At 70.9% G+C, this 12,495-nt stretch carries 8 protein-coding genes; 4 read left to right on the forward strand and 4 right to left on the reverse strand.

Going from position 1 to position 12,495, the window contains the following annotated elements:
• Positions 1–109 precede the first annotated feature (109 nt).
• From lexA to EFK50_RS05525, 4 genes are all read left to right on the forward strand, one after another.
• Positions 110–829 carry a transcriptional repressor LexA gene (lexA, locus tag EFK50_RS05510; protein ID WP_123226516.1) on the forward strand — a complete coding sequence of 240 codons (720 nt, stop codon included), beginning with the start codon at positions 110–112 and terminating at the stop codon, positions 827–829.
• 74 nt (positions 830–903) lie between these two features.
• Positions 904–3,222: a fibronectin type III domain-containing protein gene (locus EFK50_RS05515; protein ID WP_123226517.1), complete on the forward strand. Its 2,319-nt coding sequence runs from the start codon at positions 904–906 to the stop codon at positions 3,220–3,222.
• A 17-nt stretch (positions 3,223–3,239) separates the two neighbouring features.
• Entirely contained in the window at positions 3,240–4,883 is a 1,644-nt protein-coding gene (locus EFK50_RS05520; RefSeq protein ID WP_183407690.1) for a fibronectin type III domain-containing protein, read from the forward strand.
• A 53-nt stretch (positions 4,884–4,936) separates the two neighbouring features.
• Positions 4,937–6,190, forward strand: coding sequence for an MFS transporter (locus EFK50_RS05525; protein WP_123226519.1), 1,254 nt, complete (start codon positions 4,937–4,939; stop codon positions 6,188–6,190).
• Positions 6,191–6,198: 8 nt separating this feature from the next.
• Here EFK50_RS05525 and EFK50_RS05530 read toward each other — a convergent pair whose 3' ends face one another.
• From EFK50_RS05530 to hflX, 4 genes are all read right to left on the reverse strand, one after another.
• Entirely contained in the window at positions 6,199–8,145 is a 1,947-nt protein-coding gene (locus EFK50_RS05530; RefSeq protein ID WP_246004040.1) for an ATP-dependent DNA helicase, read from the reverse strand.
• 74 nt (positions 8,146–8,219) lie between these two features.
• Positions 8,220–9,044, reverse strand: a complete 825-nt coding sequence (locus tag EFK50_RS05535; RefSeq protein WP_221177274.1) for a LemA family protein — start codon at positions 9,042–9,044, stop codon at positions 8,220–8,222.
• A 62-nt stretch (positions 9,045–9,106) separates the two neighbouring features.
• Entirely contained in the window at positions 9,107–10,864 is a 1,758-nt protein-coding gene (locus tag EFK50_RS05540; protein WP_123226520.1) for a DUF2207 domain-containing protein, read from the reverse strand.
• 132 nt (positions 10,865–10,996) lie between these two features.
• The gene (gene hflX / locus EFK50_RS05545; protein WP_123226521.1) at positions 10,997–12,460 is read right to left on the reverse strand and encodes a GTPase HflX; all 1,464 of its coding nucleotides are present in this window, start codon (positions 12,458–12,460) and stop codon (positions 10,997–10,999) included.
• Positions 12,461–12,495 lie beyond the last annotated feature (35 nt).

Consider the following 12,495-nt stretch of genomic DNA (forward strand, 5'->3'; position numbering starts at 1 on the left):
TCAAGAACGTATGTTCGAACACTTCGATTCCACGCTCGGCGCCGAGATGCGACACGCCCGTTCGAACATGTGTTTGAAGTTGACCCGTCTTTGGGTCTACCGTCGACCCATGGCGACTGACGGCAACAACATCAGCGAGCTTCCCGACGCTCCCCCGGACGCGACCGGGCTGACCCCGCGGCAGAAGCGCATCCTCGGGTTCCTGCGCGACGAGATCGAGCAGCGCGGCTACCCGCCGAGCATCCGCGAGATCGGCGAGGCCGTCGGCCTGGCCAGCTCGTCGAGCGTCGCGCACCAGCTCCGGGTGCTCGAGGGCAAGGGGTTCATCAAGCGCGACCCCAACCGCCCGCGCGCTCTCGAAGTGTTCCTGCCCGAGCTGATGGCCGCCCGCAAGTCGATCTCCAGCGCGGACGACACCGAGCCCGACGTGACCGGCATCGGCGACCTGATGCCGACCGCGATGAACGTGCCGCTCGTCGGCCGGATCGCGGCCGGTGGACCGATCCTCGCCGAGGAGCAGGTCACCGAGGTCTACCCGCTGCCCAAGGACCTGGTCGGCGACGGCACCCTCTTTATGCTCGAGGTCGTCGGTGACTCGATGATCGACGCCGCCATCTGCAACGGCGACTACGTGGTCATCCGCCAGGAGCGGACCGCGAGCAACGGCGACATCGTGGCCGCGCTGATCGACGGCGAGGCCACCGTGAAGACGTTCAAGCGCAAGGACGGCAACGTCTGGCTGATGCCGCACAACGACGCGTTCGAGCCGATCAACGGCAACGACGCCTCGATCCTCGGCATCGTCACGGCGGTCCTGCGCAAGGTCTGACCGACAGACAAATACTTTCGCCAATCCGGACATTTCCGGCACAGAGGCCCCGGCGCTGGGGAACACTTGCTCTCATGAGCAAGAGCGCCGGGGCCCTGGTCGTTCTCAGCCTGTTCGCGGTCGCGCTCTCGCCGGTCCGGCCCGCCGCCGCGGACCAGGCACCGGGCGACAGCGGGGTCTCGCCCCGGGTCGAGAAGATCCTCGCGGCAGACGACACCGCGCACCTCGACGAGGACGGCTTCCTGTACTACGTCGACCCGGCGCCGGAGCCGCCCGCCGGTCTCACCGGGCCGCAGCGCTCCCCCGGCTTCGCCACCAGCGAGGCCGGCCTGGCGATCCCGGTCCTGAACAGCCGGAGCTCGTCGACGCACACGATCTTCCTCGACTTCGACGGCATCGCGCTGTCCGCCGGCAGTGACTGGACCGTCGGCCCCGGAGACACCATCGCGGCCGGGAACTACACCGGCTTCACCCTCGACGGCAGCGCGGACTTCAGCCAGGCCGAGGTCGACTTCATCGAGAAGACCTGGCGGATCGTCGCCGAGAAGTACGCCCCCTTCGACGTGAACGTCACCACGGTCGATCCCGGCCAGGCAGCCCTGACCCGCACCGCCAGCAACGACACGGAGTACGGCGTCCAGGTGGTCGTCACCAACGATCCGAGTCCGGTCACCCAGATCTGCGGCAACTCCTGCGCCGGCATCGCGTTCGGCGGGCTCTTCGACGGCTGGCTCGACGGAAACCTGTACAACACCGCCGCCTACACGGTGGCCTGGGTGTTCTCGTCGAAGACCTTCGGCTCGGCACAGATGACGGCGCACACGGCCGCTCACGAGATCGGCCACACGCTCGGGCTCGGCCACGACGGCGGTACGGCGAATCCCAACTACTACGCCGGGCACGCGAACTGGATCCCGATCATGGGACTGACCAACCAGAAGGCGGTCGCGCAGTTCAGCAAGGGCGAGTACGCCGGCGCGACCAACCAGCAGGACGACCTCGCCGAGATCGCGCTCAACGGCGACACCCACACCGCCGGCAGCCTGCTCCTGGCCGACGACTACGGCAGTGGGAACAGCCCGACCGCGATCGACGCGCTGCCGCCCGATGCACAGAACAACTACGTGATCGACGGGGTGATCAGCGGCGCGTCCGACGACGACCTGTTCTCGGTGACCCGCACCTGCACCGCGCCGCTGGTGGCGACCGCGACCGGCATCGGATCCGGTCAGAGCCTCGACATCGAGCTCGACATCCTGAGTGCGGACGGGTCCACGGTGCTCGCCAGCGACGACGAGCCGTCCGGGCAGAACACCTCGCAGCCCGGCGACATCGGCTACCTCCCGACCGGCCTCGACGCGTCCGCGACGTACTCGCCGACGACCAGCGGGACGACGTACCGGGTCCGGGTCGAGGGGACCGGCGCCGGAGCCGACCCGAGCGTCGGCTACTCCGACTACGGCTCGATCGGGCAGTACCACCTGACCGTCAGCGCCTGCCCGGTCGTGGTCGGCACGATCCCCGGCGCCCCGGGCACCGCGACGGCGGCGCCGAACGCCCGGACGACCACCGGCACGGTGAGCTGGACGGTTCCCGCGAGCAACGGCGGCAGCCCGATCACCGGCTACACCGTCACCGGCCTGCCCGGCGGGACCAAGACGCTCGGTACGGCGCTGAGCCATCCGGCCACCGGCCTCGTGCCCGGCGAGACCTACACCGTCTCGATCTACGCCCGGAACGCGAACGGCCTCTCCGCCACCGCGGCCACGACCACGCTCGGGGTCGACACCTGGGTGCCGTCGGTGAAGCCGTCGCTGAGCGTCAGCACCAGCAAGCTGAACGCGACGCTGCGGTGGGCCGACGTCAGCGCCGCCGACAACCCGGGGAGGGCCGTGCTGACCGGATGGACGCTCAGCACGAACAACCTGGGCGCCACCCCGGTCACCCTGCATCCGGCAGCGAGCGCGACCAGTCTCGTACTCAACGGCCTGACCGCCGGCAAGACCTACACGTTCCTGCTCCGGCCGTCGTACCTCGCCGAGGACCAGGCCGGCCTGCCGAGCCGTTCGCTCACCTTCACGATGCCGAGGAAGCCGTCGGCGCCGCGGATCGGGACGGCGGCCTCGGGGGCGAAGCGGGGCGTCAAGAACGCGGTCGCCCGCTGGACCGCGACCAGCAACGGCGGATCCCCGATCACCGGCTACCGGGTGATCGCCTCGAAGATCGTCAAGGGCAAGGTGGTCCGGACCGCCACGTCGCGCGTCCTGCCCGCCTCGGCGCGCTCGTTCGTCTGGCGGCTGCCGGGCGGGTCGTACAAGTTCCGGGTGGTGGCGTACAACGCCATCGGCGCCTCCCCCGCATCCGGCTATTCCAGGCTCGTGGTGTCCCGCTGAGTGCCACACTCAGCGCCATGAAGTCCCGGATCGTTCTCAGCGTCTCGCTCGCCGTCGTCGCGGCGTTGCTGCCGACGCAGTTCGCCGGCGCCGAGCGCGCTGCCCTCCCCGGCCACGACGACACCCTCCGGACCTCCCCGGACGGCTTCCGGTACTACGTCGACCCGGCGCCCGAGCTGAGCGGCCCTGAGCAGGCCGACCGGGTCGCGCGCCCGGTCGCCGCGGCGGCACCGCTGAACCAGACCTTCCGGCTGCACAGCCTGGCCTCCTCGCCTCGCAAGCTGTACCTGGACTTCAACGGCTACACGATCCCCTCCGGCGGCGACTGGTCGGGCGCGGCCGCCGGGCCGGTGAGCGGCTTCAACCTCGAGGGCTCCGCGAGCACCTTCACCGCCGCGGAGCTGACCCGGATCCAGGAGATCTGGCGGATCGTCGCGGAGAAGTACGCACCGTTCAACCTCGACGTCACCACCCAGGACCCCGGCACGGCGGGCCTGCAGCGAGCCAGCGCCAGCGACAACGCCTTCGGCGTCCGGATGATCGTCACGAGCGACCCGCGGCCGCGCAGCCAGGGGTGCGGCGGCTGCGCCGGCCAGGCCTACCTGGGGGTGTTCGACGATCCGAACGCCAACCACATCCGCCATGCCTGGGTCTACGCGTCGGCGACGTCCGGAATCGGCGTGGCCACCGCGAACGTGATCGCCCACGAGGCCGGGCACACCTTCGGACTCCACCACGACGGCAAGTCGGGGCTGATCGGCGGGACGGACTACTACGGCGGGCACGAGAACTGGATCCCGATCATGGGCCTGTCCACGAACGGCGTCGCGCTCGCCCAGTTCAGCCGCGGCGAGTACGCCAACGCGACCAACACCGAGGACGACCTGGCGATCATCGCCGCCCACGGGGCGCCGTACCGCGCCGACGACTACCCGAACACGCCGGGGACCGCCAGCACCCTGCCGACCGACTCGGTCTACCGGCGCACCGGCATCATCCGGAGCGCGGGCGACGTCGACGTCTTCAAGGTCAACCGCGCCTGCACCGGGACGCTCACCGCGACCGCGCGACCGATCGGGCTGGGCGGGGCGCTCGACATCGACCTCAAGGTGTACGGCGCAGCTGCCAACCTGCTCGGCTCGAACAACCCGCCGTCCAGCCAGCACCTGAACTCCGCCGGCGACGCGGTCCCTGACGGCGTCGGCGCGACCGTCACCGTGAGCGGCGCGGCGGCCGGCGCGTACTACGTGCGGGTCGACGGCGTCGGCAACGGCACTCCGCCGGCCAACGGCTACACCGACTACGGCAGCGTCGGCCAGTACACCGTCACGATCAGCGGCTGCCCGGCGAGCCGGCCGACGGCTGCCGGGATCGGCACCGCGTCCTCCGGCAAGAGGGGCGGCGCCAAGAACGCGATCGCGCGCTGGAAGGCGCCGGCCAGGACCGGCGGATCGCCGATCACCGGCTACAAGGTGATCGCCTACCAGGTGAACGCGAAGGGCAAGATCGTGAAGACGCGGGTCTCCGGCCTGCGCAAGCCCTCGACCCGGTCCTACACCTGGGCGCTTCCGGGCGGCCGGTACAAGTTCCGGGTGGTGGCGTACAACCGGGTCGGCGCGGCGCCGTACTCGCGCTACTCGCGGATCGTGCTGAGCAGGTAGCCCCGACCGAAACCCGGTGGCTCCCGGCGAAGGCCTCTGGGTAGGTTCGACCGGTGACCTCGGACCCGCTGCCGCCGCTGACCCGGCGCGGCGTACCGATCGATCCGACGCTGCGGGTCCTCGCCCTCGGCACCCTGATCAACCGCGCCGGCGCCGGCGCGCTGGTCACCACGTTCGCACTCTTCTTCACCCGCGAGGTGGGACTGCACCCGGCCCAGGTCGGCGTGGCGCTCTCGCTCGGCGCCCTGGTCGGCATGCTCGTCCAGGTGCCCGGCGGCCACCTCGGTGACGTCCGCGGACCGCGGGAGGTGCTGCGGGTCGCCACCATCGCCACCGGCGTCGCGACCCTCGGGCTGCTCGTCGCCCGTCCGCTCTGGGCACTGATCGTGGTGATGGCCCTGATCAACGCCGCCGACGCGGTCTCCAACTCGGTGCGCAACGGGTACGTCGCCCGGATCGCCGTCGGCGGCCAGGGCGTCCGGTTCAAGGCGTACCTGCGGGCGATCACCAACGTCGCCATGGGACTCGGCGCGCTGCTCGGCGGCGTCGCGCTCGCGATCGACCGACCGTGGGCCTACCTCGCCGTCTTCGTGCTCGACGCCGGCACCTCGATCCTGGCCGGGCTGCTGTTCACCCGGCTCCCGCACCTCGAGCCCGCACCGCCGCGCGCGGACGGCGAACCGCGGCTGGCGGTGCTCCGCGACGCCCCGTTCGTGCTGGTGACGCTGCTGACCGGCGTGGTGTCGATGCACTTCGTGGTGATGGAGGTCGGCATTCCGCTGTGGATCAGCGAGCACACCGAGGCCCCGACCGCCCTGGTGGCGGTCCTGCTGATCATCAACACCAGCCTGGTCGCGCTGTTCCAGGTCCGGCTGAGCCTGGGGTCCGACACGGTCGCCCGCTCGGCCCGGGAGATGCTCCGCGGCGCGCTCTGGATCGCCGGCGGGTTCGCGGTCATCGGACTCACCGACGGCCTCGCCCGGGTCGCGGCGATCGCTCTCCTCGTGGTCGGCTCCTGCGTGCACGTCGTCGGCGAGATGATCAGCAGCGGCGGCCAGTGGGGCGTGTCGATGGGGCTCGCTCCGGCCGAGCGCCAGGGCCAGTACCAGGGGTTCGCCGGGCTCGGTTTCGGGCTGGCCAACGTGGTCGCTCCGACCCTGGTCACGCTGCTCTGCATCACCTGGGGACGACCCGGCTGGTTCGTGATGGGCGGACTGATCGTCGGCGCCGCGATCGCCCTGCGCCCGGTCACCACCTGGGCGCTGGCGACCCGCGAGAAGTACGGCGCCGCCACCGCGAGCGGGTAAGGCGTGCCTCAGCGACCGCTGAGCCGGGTCAGTGCCTTCCGGACGACCTCGGGGTCGGTCGTCATCCACATCGGCGGCAGGCTCGCCTTCAGGAAGCTGCCGTAGCGCGCAGTGACCAGGCGCGGGTCCAGGATCGCCACGACGCCCTTGTCGCTGGTCGTCCGGATCAGCCGGCCGGCGCCCTGGGCGAGCAGGAGCGCGGCGTGGGTGCCGGAAACCGACATGAAGCCGTTGCCGCCGGCCTTGTCCGCGGCCTGCGCCCGGGCCGACATCAGCGGATCATCCGGTCGCGGGAACGGGATCCGGTCGATCAGCACCAGCTGGCAGGTCTCCCCCGGGACGTCGAGGCCCTGCCACAGGCTGAGGGTCCCGAACAGGTTCGTGTGCGGGTCGCCGAGGAACTGCTTGGTCAGCTCGGGCAGCTGGGCGTCGCCCTGGCAGAGCGTGGTCAGGTGCGGAAGCCGGGTCCGCACCTCCTCGGCGGCGGCCTCGGCGGCGCGGCGGCTGGAGAACAACCCGAGGGTGCGCCCGTCGGCCGCGTCGATCAGGTCGACGATCTCGTCGAGCTGGACCTTCTGGAGTCCGTCGCGACCGGGCTGCGGGAGGTGCTTGGCGACGTACAGGATCGACTGTTGGCCGTAGTCGAACGGCGAGCCGACGTCGATCCCCTGCCAGGAGCCGCCTTCCGCCTCCCGGTCCAGGCCGACCGATCCGGCGACCACCGAGAAGTCGCCGCCGAGCATCAGGGTGGCCGAGGTGAAGACGACGGTCTTGTCGACCAGCAGCTTCTCGCGCATCTGCCCGGCCACGTTCAGCGGTGCCACGCAGAGCCGGTTGCCGCCGTGCCGGGCCTCGCGCTCGGAGATCCAGAGCACGTCGTACTCCGAGTCGGCCGCCATCCGCTCGGCGGTCGCGAACAGCTCCTGGGTCCAGCCCCGCGCCTGGGTGGCGCCGGCGTCCGCCTCGGCCCCGGGGGCCGCCTTGGGGAACGCGGTGATCAGCGCGCGGGCAGCGTCGCGGACCAGCTCCAGCGCATCGCTGATCGCCACCGGGACCGTCTCCAGCCGCCCGCCCGGGGTGGTGTCCACGGCATCGCGCAACGCCTCCGCCGCATCGGCGAGCGCATCCGCCTCGTCCCCGTCGACGTGGCGCTGGGACCGGCGCGCGGTGCGCTCGACATCGTTCGGGGAGAGCTCGTCGGTGGCGGCCTGGGTCACCCGGGAGGTGAGCTCGTGCGCCTCGTCGATCACCACGACGTCGTACTCGGGGATCATCGGGATGCCCTCGATGGCGTCGATCGCCAGCAGCGAGTGGTTGGTGACGACCAGCTGCGAGTTGGCGGCCTTCTCCTTGGCGCGCTCGGCGAAGCACTCGACGCCGTACGCGCACTTGGCGGCGCCGACGCACTCGCGCGCACTGACGCTGACCTGGCGCCAGACCTGGTCGGTATGGCGGGGAGCGTTGTCCTTCTCGCCGGTCCCGCCCTCCTTGGCCTCGTCCTCGATCCACTCGCGGAGCGCGACGACCTCGGCACCGATCGAGCCGGTCGGGAGGTCGACCAGGGTGCCCTGGTCGTCCGGGACGCCCTCGCGGACCCGGTGCAGGCAGGCGTAGTTCGACCGGCCCTTGAGGACCGCGAAGGTGGCCTTCTCGTGCAGGACCTCGTCGGCTGCCTCGACCAGCGCCGGGATGTCGCGCTCGACGAGCTGGTGCTGGAGCGCCAGCGTCGCGGTCGCGACCACGACCCGCTGGTGGTGCAGCAGCGCCGGGACCAGGTAGCCCAGCGACTTGCCGGTGCCGGTGCCCGCCTGGACCAGCAGGTGCTGGCCGGACTCCATCGCGGCGGTGACCGCCTCCGCCATCCGGACCTGGCCCGGGCGCTCGGAGCCCCCGACAGCACTGACCGCGGCCGCGAGGACGTCGCGGACCGTCGGCTTCTCAGGGGTGTCGGGCACGAGGGGAAGAGTAGTCGGCGGTACGGACGAAGCCCCCGCCGGTCGCGACCGGCGGGGGCTTCGGGTGCTCGTCGTCAGGCTGTGGGCGGTGCCGCCGGCGGAGCGGTCGGCGGCTCCGGTGCCGTCGGAGGCTCCGCGGCAACCGGCGGAGCGGCGGGCGGCTCGGCAGGCGGCTCGGCGGCCACCGGCGGAGCGGCCGGGGGCTCAGCAGCCACCGGCGGAGCAGCAGGAGGCTCAGCGGCCACCGGCGGAGCAGCCGGCGGTGCGGGCGGTGCCGGCGGAGCGGCGGGGGCTGCCGGGGCCGCGGGCGGCGTCGGCGGGGCCGGCGGGGTCGCGGTGCCGAAGTTGACGGTCGGCGGGACGTCCTGCCCGGCCGGCGCCTCGTAGAAGTCGCGGGTCTTCACCCCGGCGAAGCCGGCGAGGAACATCCACGGGATCGTCACGACGAGCTTGTTCAGCGTCGCCACCGCGTCGTTGTAGTACTGGCGGGCGAACGAGATCTTGTCCTCGGTGTCCTTCAGCTGCTGCTGGAGGTCGAGGAACTGGATGTTCGCCTTCAGGTCCGGGTAGGCCTCGGCGACGGCGTTCACCTTCACCAGCGCCTGCTGCATGGCAGCGTCGGCAGCAGCCTTCGCGGGGACGTCGTCGCCCTCGGCCGCGGCGGCCAGGCCGGCCCGCGCCTTGGTGACCTCCTCGAAGACGCCGGACTCGTGGGCGGCGTACCCCTTGACCGTCTCGACCAGGTTCGGGATCAGGTCGGCGCGCCGGGTCAGCTGGACGTCGATCCCGCCCAGCGCCTCCTGGGCGGCGATGTCGGTGGTCCGGAGCTTGTTGAAGCCGACGATGACGAAGCCGACCAGCGCGATCAGGACGGCGACGATGATGAGGGCGACGATCATGTGGTTCCTCTTTCCCTGAGGTTCGTACGGCTATTCAAGCGGATGGGCGGGCTCAGCAACACTCACCAGGAGCCGCCGCCTCCGCCACCGCCTCCGCCGCCGCCGCTGAAGCCGCCCCCGCCACCTCCGCTGGAGGACGAGCTCTGGGTGGCGTTGTAGGCGGAGATCGCCGAGGAGACGGTGGAGTCGAAGCTGTCGACCATCTGGTTGACGAAGGTCGCGGCGTGCACGCCTGTGTACGTCGGGAAGTAGTTCGGTGCCGGCGGCTCCTCGCCGGTCTCGATCCGGTACTTCTTGGCCCACTCGTCGGCGCAGTCGAACGCCACCGCCCACGGCAGGTAGGAGGTGTAGAGCTCCTTGCGGCCCGAGAAGTCGAAGCGATCCTGCGCCGACGGGGTCGACAGGGTCCGGTAGAAGCCGCCCACCCGCGACCAGAGATCCCGGCCCGCGGCGGTACGGCGGGTGCCTGCACCGGTCGCGCCGACGCTGATCGCGGTGATCAGGAAGATGCCGGGAACGATCGCGATGATCGACATGTCGAACGGGTTGAACGCTCCCAGGTACACCGTGGCGCCGAGCAGCAGCAACAGGAAGAACCCGCCGAATCCGCCGAGACCGACGTTCTCCATCAGCCCGGACGTCTTCGCCCACCCCTTGGTGTTGGCGTCGAACGCGGAGAGCGCCGTCTTCAGCTTCTGGCCCGAGCTCACCGAGGACGGCGACGCGGTGAACGCCGCACCGGGGCTCGCCACCCCGAGCGAGGTCCCGGCGAGCTGGGTGACCGAGTCGATCCTGCTCCAGGTGTCGGTCTTGTCGGTGCCGGTCAGGGTCCAGGACTTGCCGTCCTGGGCGAGGGTCACCGCGCCCTGCTCCGCGGCGTACATCATCGTGGCGACGAAGGCCTTGTTCTCCACCTTCTCGGTCATCAGGTACGCCGCCTGCGCCGGCCCGATGCCCTCCGGCGGCGCGTACATCAGCGGGTACGGCGGCTGCTTCTCCCGGGTCTGCAGGCTCAGCGCCGCGCCGGCCACGCCGAGCAGGCCGGCGAGCACCACCACGAAGCCGAGCAGGACCGGGTGCTGACCGAGGATCGGGTCGAGCTTGCTGGCCCACGGCCGGGTGTCGCCGTCGGGGGTCGCGAGGTCCAGGTCGGTCTTGATGGTGACCGGCGTGTTCGGCGCCAGCGGCCCGGTCTTCACCCGGATCGTCTCGGTGCCGTCGCCCTCCGCCGTACAGGAGCCGGCGCCGCTGCCGGCGCCCTCCGCGCACCGCAGGTTGGTGCCCGGTGCGGGCAGGTGCACGGTCAGGTCGGACTCCTTGATCGGCATCACCCAGCCGGCGCCGATCAGGTTCCAGTAGAACTGGGTCGGCGAGCCGTCGTGACCCGGCGTCAGGGCGCCCTTGATCCGGTAGGAGATCCGGTAGACGTGCTCGCCCTGGATGGTGGTGTCACCACTGCCGATCTTCACGTTGCGGAAGCGGCCGCGCTCGTTGCTCTGGACGTCGAAGGGCTCGTCGCGCCCGTCCCGGGTGACGGTGATGTCCTTCGGGATCAGCCGGTTCTTCTCGACGTTCGGGTCCCGGGTGTCGAAGAGCCGGAAGATGCCGTGCCGGTCGCAGCAGGGCAGGTCGACAGTGAGCCGCTCGACGATGTCGACGTCGCCATTGGCCTTCACGTCGTAGTCGGACTCGTACTTGGTGATCGTCGCCGACTCCGACGGGGCCGAGGGCGAGGAGACGGCCGAGAAGGAGATTCCACCGATGGCGACCACGGCCGCCAGGACCAGCATGGCCAGCACCCGTGCCAGGAGTTGCTTCATGGGGATGACCCTAGCGATCGTCAGCCGCCGAGACCGCCCATGAACGAGAAGATGCTGAGCAGCGCGAGCATCATCGACATCAGCATCTCCGGCACCGTGGGGTCGTTCATGGCGCGACCCTACTCCGGATCATCAGCTCGGTTCGGACTCGCTCAACGTATACAGCTCGAGCTCCCCGGCCAACGCCTCACTCACCCGTGCGTGCACCAGGGTGCCGTCGGCGGTGTGCTCGGTGGCGAGCACCTCCGCCTTGTCGTGCAGCCGGCTGACCAGGTCGCCGCGGCTGTAAGGCAGCAGCAGCCGGACCTCGATGGCCGGGCGCGGCAGGTCGTCCTCGATCGCGGCGAGCACCTCGGCGATGCCTTCACCGGTCTTCGCCGAGCAGACCACCGAGTGCGGTTCGTTCAGCCGCAGCCGGGCCAGGGTCAGCGGGTCGGCGATGTCCGCCTTGTTGATCACCACGAGCTCACGGACCTTGCCCGCGTCGACGTCCGCGAAGACGCCGCGCACCGCCGAGAGCTGGCCCTCGGGGTCGGGGTGCGAGCCGTCGACGACGTGCACGATCAGGTCGGCGTCGGCAACCTCCTCCAGGGTGCTGCGGAAGGCCTCGACGAGCTGGTGCGGCAGGTGCCGGACGAACCCGACGGTGTCGGTCATCGTGTAGACCCGGCCGTCGCTGGTCGTCGTACGGCGGGTGGTCGGATCCAGGGTCGCGAACAGCGCGTCCTCGACCAGGACGCCGGCATCGGTCAGCCGGTTGAGGATCGAGGACTTGCCGGCGTTGGTGTACCCGGCGATGGCGACGCTGGGGACGGCGTTGCGGTGCCGCTCGCCGCGCTTGGTCACCCGGGTGGTCTTCATCTGCGCGAGCTCGCGGCGGAGCTTGGCGATCTTGTCGTTGATCCGGCGGCGGTCGGTCTCGATCTTGGTCTCACCGGGGCCGCGACCACCGATGCCCTCACCGCCGGCCACCCGGCCACCGGCCTGACGGGAGAGCTGGCCGCCCCAGCCGCGCAGCCGCTGCTTCATGTAGCTCAGCTGGGCGAGCTCGACCTGCGCCTTGCCCTCCTTGGACTTCGCGTGCTGGGCGAAGATGTCCAGGATCAGCGCGGTCCGGTCGACCACCTTCACCTTGAGCTTGTCCTCGAGGTTGCGCAGCTGGCTGGGCGCGAGCTCGCCGTCCATGATCACGGTGTCCGCGCCGGTCGCCTGGACGATCTCCCGCACCCCGTCGACCTTGCCGCGGCCGATGTAGGTCGCCGGGTCCGGCTTGTCCCGGCGCTGGTAGACGTTCTCGAGCACCTGGGACCCGGCCGTCTCGGCGAGCAGCGCGAGCTCGGCCATCGAGTTCTCGGCGTCCTGGACGCTGCCCTCGGTCCAGACCCCGACGAGCACGACGCGCTCGAGCCGGAGCTGGCGGTACTCGACCTCGGAGATGTCCTCGAGCTCGGTGGAGAGTCCGACGACCCGGCGCAGGGCGTGCCGCTCCGCGAGCTCCATCGAACCGATGGTCTCCTCGGGGTCCGCCTCGTCGTCCCAGCCGGCCGTCTCGGCCAGCTCGTCGTCCAGGTCGAAGTCTTCAGGTGCGTTCGTCATTGGTTACCAGAGTAGGCGGGCGCGCCACTGGTTAA

Source organism: Nocardioides marmoriginsengisoli, assembly GCF_003725695.1.
GTDB lineage: Bacteria > Actinomycetota > Actinomycetes > Propionibacteriales > Nocardioidaceae > Marmoricola > Marmoricola marmoriginsengisoli.

Excerpts from the sequence above, each read along its gene's own strand:
- lexA (WP_123226516.1), top strand. The coding sequence starts at position 110 with ATGGCGACTGACGGCAACAACATCAGCGAGCTTCCCGACGCTCCCCCG.
- EFK50_RS05515 (WP_123226517.1), top strand. The coding sequence starts at position 904 with ATGAGCAAGAGCGCCGGGGCCCTGGTCGTTCTCAGCCTGTTCGCGGTC.
- EFK50_RS05520 (WP_183407690.1), top strand. The coding sequence starts at position 3,240 with ATGAAGTCCCGGATCGTTCTCAGCGTCTCGCTCGCCGTCGTCGCGGCG.
- EFK50_RS05535 (WP_221177274.1), bottom strand. The coding sequence starts at position 9,044 with ATGATCGTCGCCCTCATCATCGTCGCCGTCCTGATCGCGCTGGTCGGC.
- EFK50_RS05540 (WP_123226520.1), bottom strand. The coding sequence starts at position 10,864 with ATGAAGCAACTCCTGGCACGGGTGCTGGCCATGCTGGTCCTGGCGGCC.
- hflX (WP_123226521.1), bottom strand. The coding sequence starts at position 12,460 with ATGACGAACGCACCTGAAGACTTCGACCTGGACGACGAGCTGGCCGAG.